The sequence below is a fragment of the Streptomyces sp. NPDC001668 genome, from assembly GCF_042893155.1.
Lineage (GTDB): Bacteria > Actinomycetota > Actinomycetes > Streptomycetales > Streptomycetaceae > Streptomyces.
Map to the genome: position 1 here is coordinate 183,084 of NZ_JBIAUQ010000015.1, position 14,339 is coordinate 197,422.

General features: G+C 70.8%; 16 protein-coding genes. 8 read left to right on the forward strand and 8 right to left on the reverse strand.

Going from position 1 to position 14,339, the window contains the following annotated elements; genetic code table 11:
• The first annotated feature begins 52 nt into the window (after positions 1–52).
• Entirely contained in the window at positions 53–568 is a 516-nt protein-coding gene (locus ACFYZ8_RS35385; RefSeq protein ID WP_359035712.1) for a hypothetical protein, read from the forward strand.
• A 138-nt stretch (positions 569–706) separates the two neighbouring features.
• Positions 707–1,399: an LPXTG cell wall anchor domain-containing protein gene (locus ACFYZ8_RS35390; RefSeq protein ID WP_388541006.1), complete on the forward strand. Its 693-nt coding sequence runs from the start codon at positions 707–709 to the stop codon at positions 1,397–1,399.
• Between the two features lie 63 nt (positions 1,400–1,462).
• Here ACFYZ8_RS35390 and ppc read toward each other — a convergent pair whose 3' ends face one another.
• Entirely contained in the window at positions 1,463–4,204 is a 2,742-nt protein-coding gene (gene ppc, locus ACFYZ8_RS35395) for a phosphoenolpyruvate carboxylase (protein ID WP_389050790.1), read from the reverse strand.
• A gap of 307 nt (positions 4,205–4,511) precedes the next feature.
• Between ppc and ACFYZ8_RS35400 the strand changes: the two genes are divergently transcribed.
• Genes ACFYZ8_RS35400 through ACFYZ8_RS35415 form a run of 4 tightly spaced genes read left to right on the forward strand, consistent with a single transcriptional unit; the run spans position 4,512 to position 6,821 of the window.
• Positions 4,512–5,522, forward strand: a complete 1,011-nt coding sequence (locus ACFYZ8_RS35400; protein WP_388542241.1) for an acyl-CoA desaturase — start codon at positions 4,512–4,514, stop codon at positions 5,520–5,522.
• Positions 5,519–6,199: a TetR/AcrR family transcriptional regulator gene (locus tag ACFYZ8_RS35405; RefSeq protein ID WP_359035260.1), complete on the forward strand. Its 681-nt coding sequence runs from the start codon at positions 5,519–5,521 to the stop codon at positions 6,197–6,199. The genes ACFYZ8_RS35400 and ACFYZ8_RS35405 overlap by 4 nt, the downstream gene beginning before the upstream one ends.
• Before the next feature lie 22 nt (positions 6,200–6,221).
• Positions 6,222–6,491 carry a hypothetical protein gene (locus ACFYZ8_RS35410; protein WP_359035258.1) on the forward strand — a complete coding sequence of 90 codons (270 nt, stop codon included), beginning with the start codon at positions 6,222–6,224 and terminating at the stop codon, positions 6,489–6,491.
• 33 nt (positions 6,492–6,524) lie between these two features.
• Positions 6,525–6,821, forward strand: coding sequence for a hypothetical protein (locus ACFYZ8_RS35415; protein ID WP_359035256.1), 297 nt, complete (start codon positions 6,525–6,527; stop codon positions 6,819–6,821).
• A 78-nt stretch (positions 6,822–6,899) separates the two neighbouring features.
• On the opposite strand, the gene ACFYZ8_RS35420 is transcribed toward ACFYZ8_RS35415, so the two are convergent.
• Together ACFYZ8_RS35420 and ACFYZ8_RS35425 are read right to left on the reverse strand one after the other, a co-directional pair.
• Positions 6,900–7,073, reverse strand: coding sequence for a CsbD family protein (locus ACFYZ8_RS35420; RefSeq protein WP_359035254.1), 174 nt, complete (start codon positions 7,071–7,073; stop codon positions 6,900–6,902).
• A gap of 257 nt (positions 7,074–7,330) precedes the next feature.
• On the reverse strand, positions 7,331–8,125 hold the full coding sequence (locus tag ACFYZ8_RS35425; RefSeq protein ID WP_388542238.1) for a trans-aconitate 2-methyltransferase: 795 nt from the start codon (positions 8,123–8,125) through the stop codon (positions 7,331–7,333).
• An 89-nt stretch (positions 8,126–8,214) separates the two neighbouring features.
• On the opposite strand from ACFYZ8_RS35425, the gene ACFYZ8_RS35430 reads away from it, so the two are divergent.
• Complete coding sequence (locus tag ACFYZ8_RS35430; RefSeq protein WP_007382615.1) at positions 8,215–8,712, forward strand: MarR family winged helix-turn-helix transcriptional regulator; 498 nt, start codon at positions 8,215–8,217, stop codon at positions 8,710–8,712.
• A 41-nt stretch (positions 8,713–8,753) separates the two neighbouring features.
• Here ACFYZ8_RS35430 and ACFYZ8_RS35435 read toward each other — a convergent pair whose 3' ends face one another.
• A complete protein-coding gene (locus ACFYZ8_RS35435; RefSeq protein WP_359035249.1) occupies positions 8,754–9,521 on the reverse strand; it encodes a response regulator transcription factor in 768 nt (255 codons plus the stop codon).
• A 267-nt stretch (positions 9,522–9,788) separates the two neighbouring features.
• Here ACFYZ8_RS35435 and ACFYZ8_RS35440 point away from each other — a divergent pair, with 267 nt between their 5' ends.
• Positions 9,789–10,247 carry a GNAT family N-acetyltransferase gene (locus ACFYZ8_RS35440; RefSeq protein WP_359035247.1) on the forward strand — a complete coding sequence of 153 codons (459 nt, stop codon included), beginning with the start codon at positions 9,789–9,791 and terminating at the stop codon, positions 10,245–10,247.
• Here ACFYZ8_RS35440 and ACFYZ8_RS35445 read toward each other — a convergent pair.
• The 4 genes from ACFYZ8_RS35445 to galT all read right to left on the reverse strand — a co-directional run bounded on the left by ACFYZ8_RS35445 (position 10,237) and on the right by galT (position 14,297).
• Complete coding sequence (locus ACFYZ8_RS35445) at positions 10,237–11,025, reverse strand: hypothetical protein (protein WP_359035245.1); 789 nt, start codon at positions 11,023–11,025, stop codon at positions 10,237–10,239. The genes ACFYZ8_RS35440 and ACFYZ8_RS35445 overlap by 11 nt on opposite strands.
• 88 nt (positions 11,026–11,113) lie before the next feature.
• Positions 11,114–12,268, reverse strand: a complete 1,155-nt coding sequence (gene galK / locus ACFYZ8_RS35450) for a galactokinase (protein WP_388542236.1) — start codon at positions 12,266–12,268, stop codon at positions 11,114–11,116.
• Positions 12,269–12,270: 2 nt separating this feature from the next.
• A complete protein-coding gene (galE, locus tag ACFYZ8_RS35455) occupies positions 12,271–13,239 on the reverse strand; it encodes a UDP-glucose 4-epimerase GalE (RefSeq protein ID WP_359035241.1) in 969 nt (322 codons plus the stop codon).
• Positions 13,236–14,297 (reverse strand): galactose-1-phosphate uridylyltransferase, encoded by a 1,062-nt coding sequence (gene galT / locus ACFYZ8_RS35460; protein ID WP_359035239.1) that lies wholly within the window; start codon positions 14,295–14,297, stop codon positions 13,236–13,238. Before galT ends, galE begins: the two co-directional genes overlap by 4 nt.
• Between the last annotated feature and the right edge of the window lie 42 nt (positions 14,298–14,339).

A 14,339-nucleotide genomic window follows, 5' to 3' on the forward strand; every position in this document is an offset into this window, starting at 1 on the left:
CCGCGTGGACGCGGATCCTGACCCGCATTGACTTCGGGCAAGGCCATGGCCAATGATCCCGGCCATGCCTGCCACCGCCGCCGCCTCCCGTCGAGCCGCCCGCCAGACCTCGACCGCCGCGCTGCGCTTCGGGCAGCTGGCGTCGATGGGCACGATCGCGCTGGTGATCCTGATCGCCGGGGTGTGGGCGTCCTGGGGCAGCGCGCAGTACGTGATGCTGACCAAGGGGCGCGAGCGCGGCACGATGGAGGTGGCCCGGTGTGCGCGGGACGTGTGCAGCGGGCCGTACACGCCGTTGTCGCACGGGTCCGAGGCGCGGGACCGGGTCGTCATCGAGAAGACGGTGGCGGTACGGAAGGGGCGGACCTACTCGGTGGTCGTGAAGCCCGGCAGCGATGACGTCGTACGGTCCGGGCCCGCCGGGGTGCTCTATTCCTGGGTGCCGATGGGCGGGGCGCTGCTGCTCGCGTCGGTGGTCGTGGCGGGCGGGCTGCGCCGGACGCGGCTCGCGTGGGTGCTGGCGGGGTCGGGGGTCGCGCTGCTCACGGCGGCTTTCGTGACCGTCTGACGGCTTTCGCCGTGCTCCGCTCCTGTGGAGAAAGTGAGTGTTGTCTGTTCGTGATTGACCAGAGGTCAGTGATCGCTGGATGCTGAGCCGCCCCCTCCACATCTTCCCGTTTCACTCTCGAAGATGGATTACTGCCCCATGCGCACCCTCACCCGCTTCGGCGTCCTGTCCGCCGTGGCCTCGGCGGCTTTCCTGGTCGTCCCTGCCGCCCATGCCACGCCTCCCGGTGACAACGGGACCGTGAAGATCCACGACGCCACCACCGGCGAAGAGCTCCGCAAGAACGAGCCGCACGTCTGCACCTTCTACCTGGACGCCTTCGGCTTCGACGCCGTCCAGGAGGTCGACTGGCACATCGAGGCGTGGGCCCCGACGGCCGACGTGCAGGGCACGACCGTGAAGTCCGGCGAGATCACGCTGGACAAGGACGGCCACGGCCGTACGGAGGACCTGTCGCTGCCCGACGGGCACTACAAGCTGTTCTGGAACTTCGAGGGCGAGATGTCCCAGGCCGCCAAGCACAAGGTGTTCTGGACGGACTGCGCGGCGGAGGAAGGCGGTGGCGGCGGTACGGCCACGCCCACCGCGTCGGCCTCCGGCACGCCCGGTGCGAGCGAGTCCGCCTCCCCGAGCGCCGGGTCCAGCGCCGACCCCAGTGAGTCCGCCGGGGCCGGGGCGTCGCCGTCGGCCTCTTCCTCCGCTTCCGCGCAGGGCTCCACCGGTGACCTCGCCGAGACCGGCAACGGCGCTCCCGTCGGCCTGCTCTCGGGGCTCGCCGCCGCGCTGATGGCGGCGGGCGGTTACCTCGTGGTCAGGCGGCGCAGGGCCTGACGCCACAGCAAGAAGCGGTGCCCCTGACGACTCGGGGGCACCGCTTCTTTCTGTTCGGGAGGGTCAGCCGGTGTTGCGCAGTCCGGCGGCGACGCCGTTGACGGTGAGGAGCAGGGCGCGGGCGAGCAGCGGGTCGGGCTGTTCGCCGGCGGCGGCCGCGTCGCGCTGGCGCTTGAGGAGGGTGACCTGGAGGTAGGAGATCGGGTCCAGGTAGGCGTCGCGGATGGCGAAGGTCTGCTTCAGCACCGGGGCGGCGTCGAGGAGTTCGTCCTCGCCGGTGATCTTCAGGACCTCGCGGACGGTGAGTTCGTGCTCGGCCTCGATGTCGGCGAAGACGTGCTGGAGTTCGGCGGGGACCAGGGTCTCGACGTAGTGGCGGGCGATGCGCAGGTCGGTCTTGGCGAGGGTCATCTCGACGTTGGAGATGAAGTTGCGGAAGAAGTGCCACTGCTCGTGCATCTCGTCGAGCACGGTGTCCAGGCCCGCCTCGCGCAGGGCCTTGAGTCCGGAGCCGACGCCGAACCAGCCGGGCACGATCTGGCGGGACTGGGTCCAGCCGAACACCCAGGGGATGGCGCGCAGTCCGTCCAGGGAGACGCCGGAGCCGGGGCGGCGGGAGGGCCGGGAGCCCAGGTGCAGGTCGGCGAGCTGGTCCACCGGGGTGGAGGCGAGGAAGTAGGTGGGCAGGTCGGGGTCCTCGACCAGCCTGCGGTAGGCGGCGTGGGCGGCATCGCTCACCACGTCCATGGCGGCGTCCCAGCGGGCCAGGGCCTCGTCGGACTGGCGGGGCGCGGTGTGCAGGGCGGAGGCCTGGAGGGTGGCGGCGACGGTGAGTTCCAGGTTCTCCCGGGCCAGGGAGGGCACGAGGTACTTGTCGGAGATGACCTCGCCCTGCTCGGTGACCTTGATCTCGCCCTCCAGGGTGCCCCAGGGCTGGGCGAGGATCGCGTCGTGGGAGGGGCCGCCGCCGCGGCCGACGGTGCCGCCGCGGCCGTGGAACAGGCGCAGGCGCACGCCGTGGCGGTGGGCGACGTCGCGCAGGCGGCGCTGGGCGCGGTGGATCTCCCACTGGCTGGTGGTGATGCCGCCGAACTTGGAGGAGTCGGAGTAGCCGAGCATGACTTCCTGGACGTCCCCGCGCAGCGCGACCAGGCGCCGGTAGGAGGGGTCGGAGAGCATGTCCTCCAGGATGGTGTCGGCGGCCTTGAGCTCGTCGGTGGTCTCCAGGAGCGGCACGATGCCGATCTTGGCCCAGCCGGCGTGCAGGTCGAGCAGCCCGGCCTCGCGGGCCAGCACCGCGGCCGCGAAGACGTCGTCGGCGCCCTGGCACATCGAGATGATGTACGACTCGATGACCTCGGGCCCGAAGACCTCCAGGGCCCGCTTCACCGTCTGGAACACCCCGAGGGTCTTCTCCCCGGCCGCGTCGACGGGCGCCGGGGTGGGCGCGAGAGGCCTGCGGGAGCGCAGCTCCTTGGCGAGCAGCTTGGCCCGGTAGTCGCGGGGCATGTCGGCGTAGCGCCAGGACTCCTCGCCGAGGCGGTCGAAGAGCTGGCCGAGGGCGTGGTGGTGGGCGTCGGCGTGCTCGCGGACGTCCATGGTGGCGAGCTGGAGGCCGAACGCGGACAGCGTGCGGATGGTGCGGTCCATCCGCCCGTCGGCGAACAGGCCGCCGCGGTGTTCCCTGAGCGAGCTCTGGATCAGGGTCAGGTCCTTGAGCAGTTCGCTGGTGCCGAGGTAGTCGCGGCCGTCCTCGTGCGGGATGCCGCGGGCCAGGCGGGTCTTGGTGTTCTCCAGCTTCTGCCGGATGCAGGTGGCCTTGAGGCGGTACGGTTCCTCGGCGTTCAGGCGCTTGTAGCGGGGGCTGATCTCCGGCAGCCGCTCCAGGTCGGCCTTGAGGGACTCCAGGAGCTCCTCGGTGGCGCCGGTGTAGCGGATGGAGTTCGACAGGAAGCCGCGCAGCTCGTCGATGAGCTCCAGGGCGTCGTTGATGCCGTGCTCGTGCTGGAGGATCAGGACGTCCCAGGTGACCTGGGGGGTGACGTTGGGGTTGCCGTCGCGGTCGCCGCCGATCCAGGTGCCGAAGGTCAGGGGGCGGGTGGCGTCGGGGATCCGGACGCCGACGCGCTCCAGCTCCGCCGTCAGGTCCTCCAGGACGTCGCCGACGGCGCCGGCGTGCAGTTCGTCGAGGTAGTAGATGGCGTTGCGGGCCTCGTCGGCGGGCTCGGGGCGCACCACCCGGAGTTCGTCGGTCTGCCAGACGAGGTCGATGTTCTCGGCCAGACGGGTGTCGTGGCGGCGGCGGTCCGCCTCGATGACCGGGGTCTCCAGAAGGGTGGCGATCCGGCGCAGCTTGTTCAGCACCGAGCGGCGGGCGGCCTCGGTGGGGTGGGCGGTGAAGACCGGGCGCACATTGAGGTTGGCGACGGTCTGGCGCAGGTGCTCGGGGTCGGCGTCCTTGAGGCGGTCGGCGGTACGGGCGAGCAGGCCGCCCTCGGCGGCGCGCCGGGCCCGCAGCTCGCGGCCGCGGTGCACCTGCTCGGTGACGTTGGCCAGGTGGAAGTAGGTGGAGAAGGCGCGCACCAGCTTGGCGGCGGTCTCCAGTTCGATGCCGCGCAGCAGTTCGGCGGCGGCCTCGCCGTCCTCACGGGTGAGGCGGCGCACCTTCTCGACGAGTTCCAGCAGCTCGGGGCCCTCCTGGCGGACGAGGGTCTCGCCCAGGAGGTCGCCCAGCCGGCGGATGTCGGCGCGCAGCTCACTACTGGTCGACGTGGCGCTCGTAGTCAGGTCGTCGGCACTGCTCACAGGTGCGGCTCCTTGCAGTGTTGAAGCTCGTCCGGGAGGGGAACCCGGAGTGCGGTCCTGCGGCAGCCGCCGCATACGGGCCGGGCATCCGGGAAGAAATCAGAGCGGACCGCGCTGTCCGACCGACTCCAAGGATAGGTGTCCATGCGGACGCGCAGAATGTCGGGCTCCAGCCGCCGGGCGCCGCGCTGCCATACTTACGACGCCGTAGGTTACGGAACCGTAGGGTCCGTTGTAACGGACCCCGGGAAGGCTTCCCGTAGCCCGGCACTTGTCTTACATCCTCCGAACCCCACAGGGGACGCCCATGACCACGCGCTCCGATGTGATCGCAGACGCCCCGAAGGCGCCCGACGGCTCGACACCGCCCTCCGCGACGCTCGGCGGTGAGCAGAAGCGCTCGCTCGAACAGATCACGCTGCTCCTCTTCATCATCGTCCCGTTCCTCGCCCTGCTCGCGGCGGTGCCGCTGGCCTGGGGATGGGGTGTGAGCTGGCTCGATCTGGGCCTTCTGGTCTTCTTCTACTACCTCGGCTGTCACGGCATCACGATCGGCTTCCACCGCTACTTCACCCACGGCTCGTTCAAGGCCAAACGCCCGCTGAGGATCGCTCTGGCGATCATGGGCTCGATGGCGGTCGAGGGGCCGCTGGTGCGGTGGGTGGCCGACCACCGCCGGCACCACAAGTTCTCCGACGCCGAGGGCGACCCCCACTCGCCGTGGCGGTTCGGGGAGACGGTCCCGGCACTGATCAAGGGTCTGTGGTGGGCCCACATCGCCTGGATGTTCGACGAGGAGCAGACCCCGCAGGAGAAGTACGCGCCGGATCTGGTCAAGGACCCGGCGATCCGGGCGATCTCGCGGCAGTTCATCTTCTGGACGATGCTCTCGCTGGCCCTGCCCGCCGTGATCGGCGGTCTGGTGACGATGTCCTGGTGGGGCGCTTTCACCGGCTTCTTCTGGGGTTCCCTGGTCCGCGTCTGCCTCCTCCACCACGTGACCTGGTCGATCAACTCGATCTGCCACGCGGTCGGCAAGCGGCCCTTCAAGTCCCGGGACCGCTCGGGCAACGTGTGGTGGCTGGCCGTGCTGTCCTGCGGTGAGTCCTGGCACAACCTGCACCACGCCGACCCGACGTCGGCGCGGCACGGGGTGATGCGGGGGCAGTTGGACTCCTCGGCGCGGTTCATCCGCTGGTTCGAGATGCTGGGCTGGGCGTACGACGTGCGCTGGCCGTCACGCTCTCGTATCGATTCACGCCGGATCACCGACGGGGACGGCTCAGGGCGCAAGAAGGAGGCCGCCGAGGCGGCATGATGGACGCCGTGGCGACCGACTCCAGCAGTACCCCGAGCAACGAAGCGAAGCCGCGGCGTGCCCGGCGCACCCGGATGACGGGGGCCGAGCGCCGCGCGCAGCTTCTGGAGATCGGTCGCACGCTGTTCGCCGCGAAGGGCTTCGAGGCCACGTCGGTGGAGGAGATCGCCGCGAAGGCGGGCGTCTCCAAGCCGGTGGTGTACGAGCACTTCGGCGGCAAGGAGGGCCTGTACGCGGTGGTGGTGGACCGTGAGATGCGGCGCCTGCTGGACATGGTGACGAGTTCCCTGACCGCAGGTCACCCCCGCGAACTGTGCGAACAGGCGGCCTTCGCCCTCCTCGACTACATCGAGGAGCACACGGACGGCTTCCGCATCCTGGTCCGCGACTCCCCCATCCCCCAGTCCACCGGGTCCTTCGCCTCGCTCATCTCGGACATCGCGACCCAGGTGGAGGACATCCTGGGCCGTGAGTTCAAGCGCCGCGGCTTCGACCCCAAGCTCGCCCCCCTCTACGCGCAGGCCCTGGTCGGCATGGTCGCCCTGACCGGCCAGTGGTGGCTGGACGTGCGCCGCCCGAAGAAGGCGGAGGTGGCGGCGCACCTGGTGAACCTGGCCTGGCACGGCCTGGACGGCCTGGAGGCGAAGCCGCGCCTGATAGGACGCCGGAAGAGCTAGGACGGGGAAGGGGATCAGCCAGGTGCAGGCGAAGGATCTGTCGGAGACGGTCTGCCGGGTCTGCGGGCGCGACGACGGCTCACTCCTGTGGGACCGCCACGGTGTGCCGCAGTACGTGATCTGCGACTGCTGCGGCATCGAGTCGGGCCTCGGCGACGACCAGCTGTCCAAGGTCCGCGAGAACCGGGGCCACTGGGTGGCCCGGGGCGCCCCCTGGGACGTACCGAAGAACCGCCCCGTGGCCTGGGACGTCCTGGAGCAACTGTCCGCCGTCCCGGTCGAATGGCGCTGAGCGCGCCTTCCCGACACGAAGGAGATCGGCCCCGTGCCGTCCGAACAGGAACTCCCGCAGCCGCCCGGCCCGGAGTGGGAGACCGTCTGCCGGGTCTGTGGTTACGACGACGGCGTGGAGCCGTTCTGGGAGCACGGCTGGCCCAATGAGGGCGCCATCTGCCCGTGCTGCTTCAACGAGCCCAGCGTGGGCGACATCAGCTTGATGGGCCTGCGCACCTACCGCGGCTACTGGCTCGGCCAGGGCGCTCCCTGGAGTTCCCCCAGCTACCGCCCCAAGGACTGGGACATCCTGGAGCAGGTGAAGAACATCCCGCCCGAGTGGCGCTGAGTGGGCCTGACCCGTCACCGGACCGTACGACGGCCCGTGCACCTGGCGTCGGTGCACGGGCCGTTCGGTTTCGTACTGTCAGTGCTTGAAGGTGTCCTTCGTCTTCTCCTTGGCCTGGCGCGCGTCGCCCTTGGACTGCGCCATGCGGCCCTCGGCTTCCATGCGCTCGTTGCCGACCGCACGGCCAACCGCTTCCTTGGCCTTGCCCTTGGCCTGTTCCTTCTTGGCCTTGGCCTTCTGGTCTCCAGCCACCGTTCTCACTCCCAGTGATTGCGGAATCCGCTGTCAGCACTGCGGGTGACCCGGTGCCGCGCGGTCAAACCAGGAACTCCAGCCGGTTGCCCACGGGGTCGTACGAGTAGAACCTCTCTTCGACGGTCTGGAGCCTGTCTCGATCCCGAGGTGCAGCTCCACCGCCCCGGCCCGGAACCAGCACCCGCCCCGGGCCGCGAGCGCCGGTGGCGAGCCGGGCGGCGCGGCCGGCTGCACATGGTCCACGGCCGTGAGCATCAGCCCTCCTTGCGGGCGACGGCGAAGACGCGGCGGAACGGGAACGGCGTGCCGTGCTGCCCCGCCGGGTACGCCTCGCGCAGGGCCGCACGGTAGGCGGCGAGGAACTCCTCCCAGGCCGGCGGGTCCTCGGCGAGCGCGGCCAGCACCGGCCGCAGGCCCGTCCCCTTCACCCAGTCCAGGACCGGGTCCTGCCCCTGGAGGAGGTGCACATAGGTCGTCTCCCAGGCGTCCACCTCGCAGCCCAGGTCGGCCAGCGCCGTCAGGTAGGCCCGGGGCGTGAGGACGGCGTCGTCGTGGCGCAGGGTCTTGGCGAGCCCCGCCCGCTCGGCCAGTTCACGCATCAGACGGTGGCTCGGGGAGTCGAAGTTGCCGGGCACCTGGAAGGCGAAGGTGCCCCCCGGCACCAGTCCCGCCACCCACGCCCCGAACCGCTCCACGTGTCCCGGCACCCACTGCAGCGTCGCGTTGCTGACGATGAGGTCGTACGGCTGGGAAGGCGTCCAGGTGCGGACGTCGGCGTGGGCGAAGTCGAGCCGGCCGCCGCCGGACGTGGGCCCCGCGTGCTCGGCCTGTGCCTTGTCGAGCATCTCGGGCGAGTTGTCGTAGCCGGTGATCAGGGCCGTGGGCCAGCGGGCGGCGAGCAGCGCCGTGACGTTGCCGGGGCCGCAGCCCAGGTCGGCGATCATCGGCCGTTCGCCGGGCAGGTCGGGGACGCGGGCGAGGAGGTCGGTGAAGGGGCGGGCGCGGTGGTCGGCGTGGCGGAGGTACTGAGCGGGGTCCCAGGTCGTCATGGGACTCACTGTTCCCGTTTTTTTATCTTGATGTCAAGAGACTTCACATCAAGAGACTTCACATCGACACAACCACTACACTGATCGTCATGGAGGACGAGGTCGATCGGCTGGTCGCTGCGTGGCGCCGGGAGCGCCCTGACCTCGACGTGGAACCGCTCGAGGTGCTCAGCCGGGTGAGCAGACTGGCCCGGCACCTGGACCGGGCACGCCGGCTGGCCTTCGCCGAGCACAGTCTGGAGCCCTGGGAGTTCGACGTGCTGACCGCGCTCCGGCGCGCGGGGACGCCGTACCAGCTCTCCCCCGGGCAACTGCTGACGCAGACGCTCGTCACCTCGGGCACCATGACCAACCGCATCGACCGGCTGGCCAAGAAGGGCCTGGTGGAGCGGCTGCCCGACCCGAGCGACCGGCGCGGGGTGCTGGTCCGGCTCACCGAGGACGGCAAGGACCGCGCGGACCAGGCCCTCGCCGGTCTGCTGGAACAGGAACGCGCGATCCTCGCCGAGCTCTCCCGCGCCCAGCGCGGTGAACTGGCCGGGTTGCTACGCCAGTTGACCGCCCCGTTCGACAACATCCCCGGCTAGGCGCTCCGCTGGGAGAGCCGTTTGGGTAGTTCCCCGCGCCCCTACGCCAGTTGACCGCCCCGTTCGACGACATCCCCGGCCAGGTCGACCGGCCCCACCCCCGCGCGCCGCGCCAACGCGACGGCGGCCAGGGTGGAGTGGACGCCCAGCTTGCCGAGGACGTTCTGCATGTGGGTGCGCACGGTGTGCGGGGACAGGAACAGTCTCTCCGCGACCGCCTTGCGGCCGAGCCCGGCCACCATGCAGCGCAGCACCTCGCGCTCGCGCGGGGTGAGGGACTCCACCAGCCGCTCGCTCTCGGTGCGGTGCTTGCGGGCGGCGGTGAGCTCCCGCAGTACGCCCGTGAGGAGGGCGGGCGGGAGGTGGGTCTCGTCGCGCAGGACCCCTCGGATGACGGTGAGCAGCCGGGACAGCGAGCAGTCCTTGGCGACCCAGCCCGAGGCGCCGGCCTGGAGGGCGAGCGCGGCACGGCGCGGATCGTCCTTCTCGGCGAGCACGACGATCCGGACCGCGGGCTGCGCCGTACGGACCCCGACGACCAGCGATATGCCGTCGACGAGACCGTCCTCGCTGCCGTCCTGCACGGACATGGCGGGCCTGATGCCCTGGACGTTGCCGCCCAGGTCGGCGTCGACGAGCAGCACGTCGAAGCGGCGGCCCTCGGCGGCCGCGCGCTCCAGCGAGCGCAGCGCGGCGGGACCGCTGCCGGCCGCGGCGACCTCCACGTCGGGCTCGGCCGCAAGCGCCGCGGCGAGCGACTCGGCGAAGATGCGATGGTCGTCGACGACCAGGACTCGGATGCGAACCACGAAACCCCCTTCCCCAAGCTCTCGAAGAGCAGGGGATACCTCATCGTCGGAAGACGACTTGGGAGACGACACGGCCGCGGGTACGACGCCCGAAGCACGATGGCCACACGGCCGCCGCCGCGCAAGAACTGCTACCCCCACTTCGGGCGCCGTACCCGACTGTCTCGCCCCCTGATCAGCACCGGCCCCCACCGGTGCTGTTCATCAGGGTACGGCCGGGGGGCAGGAGCGGAAGGTTATTTGCAGAACTGGCTGTCCGGTGCGTTTATGGTGAGCCGCATGTTTCGTCTGGAGACAGAAGTCGACAAAGCCCGGCAAGATCTGCTCCGCAAACGGCTGCTGGAAGCCAACACGGCCGCCTCCCCGGTCCTGCGCGCACTGCGCGGAACGCCTGGTGAACGGGAACTTCCGCTCCATGTCTGGGCGTTGGACCCGGCCGGGGATCTCGCGGGCGGACTGGTCGGGCACACCTGGACGAGCTGGCTGCACGTGACCTACCTGTGGGTCGACGGACGCCACCGCGGCTTCGGGCTCGGTTCGCACTTGCTCGCGACGGCGGAGCGGCTCGCGCGCCGCGGCCGGGGCTGCACCGCCGTGCGCCTGGAGACCTGGGACTTCCAGGCGCCGGACTTCTACCGGAAGCAGGGGTACGACGTGGTGTGCGTGATCCCGGACTACCCGCCGGGGGTCACGGAGTACACGCTGACCAAGCGGCTCAGCGCCTGAAGCGCCAGGAGCCCGGCTCGTCCGCCGGCTCCAGACCCAGTTCCCCGGCGATACCGGCCGCGCGGCGGTGGGGGACGTCGGGGTAGTGCGCGGGATGGACCTCGATGAGGCCGTGGTCGTCGGCCGAGGCCGTGCGCAGCGCCTCGCGGAGCATGTGTTCCTGCTCCGCCAGCCGGGCCCGCTCCTCCCTGCGGCGGGCGACGGCCGCGCCCCGGCGGCCGGTGGCCGCGACGACGCCGAGCGCGACCAGCGCGAACGCCCCCACGCCCAGGACGTCACCGGTCGCGTCCGCGTCACCCGGGAGCCGGGGGCGCAGGACGCCCTCGGGGTCCGCGAGCACGGTGACGCTCTGGCCGACGGCGAGGCTGCCGGACCTGGCGCGGAGGGCGGGGCCAGGGAGCCTGGTGCCGTCGCGGCGTGCGAGGGCGTAGTCGTGGGTGTCCGTGGTGCGTCCCTGGTCGGGGGTGGGCCAGTCCCGCAGGACGGTGGCGGTGACGCGTTCGCCGCGCCGCTCCAGGGTGAGGTCGTCGCGGGCCAGGTCGGCGATGTACACGGCGACCAGGGAGGCCCCCACCACCAGCAGGGCGGCGGACAAGCCCGTCTCGTCGGCGCACAGCTTGGTCAGCAGGACGGCGAGGAGCACGCCGTGCGCGATCCACAGGGGCACCAGGAGCCCGGAGCCGTGGTGGTCCGCCAGGAGGAAGAAGCCGACGACGGCGGCGAGCGCGTAGCAGCCGATGCCGATCGCCGACAGGACGCGAAGGTGCGCTCGACTCACGCTCCGACGCTACTGGGACGTACGCAAGGGAGAGGCCCGGCTTTCCCCAAGTTCGGATCAAGCCGGGCAAAACAGCGGTCAGCCGGTCTCAGACCAGGCGTCGCGCCCCCGCGGACGGCACCGCCTCGAAGACCCGCGGAGCGGTGAACTCCGCCGCGGCGAAGGCCTCTTGGACCGCCTTGGTGAGGGGCTCCGCGTCGGCCGCCTCCGCCAGCACGATCGCCGAGCCGCCGAAGCCGCCACCGGTCATCCGGGCGCCCAGGGCTCCGGAGGCGAGGGCGGTGTCGACGACCAGGTCCAGCTCCGGGCAGGAGATCCGGAAGTCGTCCCGCAGCGAGGCGTGGCCGGCGATCAGCACGGGGCCGATCGCACGGGTCTCGCCCGACTCCAGGAGGGCGACGGTCTTCTCGACCCGCTCGTTCTCGGTGACGATGTGCCGGACCAGGCGTACGGCCTCCTCGTCGTCGCCGAGCCGTTCGAGGGCCGCGTCGAGCTCGCCGTAGGGGATGTCCCGCAGCGCGTCGACGCCGAGCAGGGCCGCTCCGCGCTCGCAGCCGGCGCGGCGCTTGCCGTACTCGCCCTCGCTGTGGGAGTGCTTGACGCGGGTGTCGACGACGAGCAGGACCATGCCCTCGGCGGCGAGGTCGAAGGGGATCTGCTTCTGGGAGAGGTCCCGGGTGTCGAGGAACAGGGCGTGGCCGCTCTCGCAGCAGGCGGACGCGGTCTGGTCCATGATCCCGGTGGGGGCGCCGACGTAGACGTTCTCGGCGCGCTGGCACAGGCGGGCCAGCTGCCAGCGCTGGAGGCCGAGGTCGAACAGGTCGTTGAGCGCCAGCGCGACGACGACCTCCAGGGCCGCCGAGGAGGACAGGCCCGCGCCCGCCGGGACCGTCGAGGCGAGGTGGACGTCGGCGCCGGTGACCGGATGTCCGGCCTCGCGCAGCGCCCACACGACACCGGCCGGGTAGGCGGTCCAGTCGCGGTCGCTCTCGGGGGCGAGGTCGTCCAGGCGCAGCTCCACGACACCGCCCTCGACGTCGGCCGAGTGCAGGCGCAGGACGCCGTCCTCGCGCTTGGAGACGGCCGCGACCGCGGTGTGCGGCAGCGCGAAGGGCATCACGAAGCCGTCGTTGTAGTCGGTGTGCTCGCCGATGAGGTTGACGCGGCCAGGCGCCGACCAGACACCCTCGGGCTCGGTGCCGTAGAGCTCGGCGAAACCGTCCCGGACCTGCTGTGCCGCCACTGCTACTGCTCCCTTGCTGCGCTGATGGTCTGCGCGAACTCCCAGGCGTCCGCGACGATGCCCGCGAGATCCGCGCGGGTCGGGTTCCAGCCCAGCTTCTCGCGGGCGGTGGCGGCGGAGGCGACCAGGGTGGCCGGGTCGCCGCCCCGGCGCGGGGCCACGACCTCGGGGATGGGGTGGCCGGTGACCTGGCGGACGGTCTCGATGACCTGGCGGACGGAGAAGCCCTCGCCGTTGCCGAGGTTGCAGATGAGGTGCTCGCCCGGCTGGGCGGCCTTCAGCGCGAGGAGGTGGGCCTCGGCGAGGTCGGCGACGTGGATGTAGTCACGGACGCAGGTGCCGTCCGGGGTGGGGTAGTCCTCGCCGAAGACGTTGATCGCCTCGCGCTTGCCCTGGGCGACCTGGAGGATCAGCGGGATGAGGTGCGACTCGGGGTCGTGCCGCTCGCCCTGCTTGCCGTACGCCCCGGCCACGTTGAAGTAGCGCAGGGACACGGCGCCGAGGCCGTGGGCGTTCGCCTCGCTGGTGATCATGAAGTCGACGGCGAGCTTGGAGGCGCCGTACGGGTTGGTGGGCTTCGTCGGCGCCGACTCGACGATCGGCACCTCCTCGGGCTCCCCGTAGGTGGCGGCCGTGGAGGAGAAGACGAGTCGGCGCACCCCGGCCTCGCGCATGGCGCCGAGCAGCGCCATCGTCCCGCCGACGTTGTTCTCCCAGTACTTCTCGGGCTTCACGACCGACTCGCCGACCTGGGAGGAGGCGGCGAAGTGCAGCACACCGTCGAAGGAGGAGTCGAGCCACTTCGCGGCGTCGCGGATGTCACCCTCGATGAACGAGGCACCCGTGGGCACCCCCTCGCGGAAGCCGGTGGAGAGGTTGTCGAGGACGACGACCTCGTGCCCCGCCTCAAGCAGGTACTGGGCCACGACCCCGCCGACATACCCCGCGCCACCTGTCACCAGGTACTTCATGAACTCGCTACCTCTCGCAGTCGCTGAGCCGCGGCCTCCGGTCGGATGTCGTTGATGAAGACGTTCATGCCCGACTCGGACCCCGCGAGGAACTTCAGCTTGCCGGACGTACGGCGAATGGTGAAAAGCTCCAGGTGCAGCGCGAAGTCGTCACGGCTGACGCCCTCGAACTCCTCCAGCTGCCCGAACGGCGCCTGGTGCCAGCCGGCGATGTACGGCGTAGGAGGCTCACCTTCGCCGAAGATCCGGTCGAAGCGCCTCAAGAGTTCCAGATAGACCTTGGGGAACTCTGTGCGGGCGTCCTCGTCGAGGCCCAGCAGGTCGGGCACCCGGCGCTTGGGATACAGGTGCACCTCGTACGGCCAGTGCGCCGCGTAGGGCACGAAGGCGACCCAGTGCTCGCCCTCCAGGACGACCCGCTCGCCGGCCAGCTCGCTCTCCACGACGGCGTCGAAGAGGTTCTCCCCTCCGGTCGCCTCCTTGTGGGCCGCGAGAGAACGCAGCATCAGGGCGGTGCGAGGCGTGGTGAAGGGGTAGGCGTAGATCTGGCCATGGGGGTGACCCAGGGTCACACCGATCTCCGCACCCCGGTTCTCGAAACAGAAGACCTGCTCTACGGAGGGCAGATGCGACAGCTCCGACGTCCGGTCGGTCCATGCGTCCAGGACGAGGCGCGCCTGCTCCTCGGTGAGGTCGGCGAAGGACGCGTTGTGGTCCGAGGTGAAGCAGACCACCTCACAGCGGCCGGAGTCGCCGGCCAGCGAGGGGAAACGGTTCTCGAAGACCACGGCGTCGTACCACGAGTCCGGGATCTCGCTCAGCCGCCCGTCCCGCGACGGGCACAGCGGGCACTCGTCCTTGGGCGGGTGGTAGGTGCGCCCCTGTCGGTGCGAGGCGATGGCCACGGAGTCGCCGAGCAGCGGATCCCGACGAACCTCGGACGTGGTGACAGTCCGCTCCAGCGGACGTCGGTCCACGGCGTCGCGGACGGTGTCGTCGCGCAGGTCGTAGTAGATGAGCTCGCGACCGTCGGCCAGCCGGGTCGAGGTCTTCTTCACCGCCGGACTCCTTCACTCAAACATAACTAAACACAAGTAACC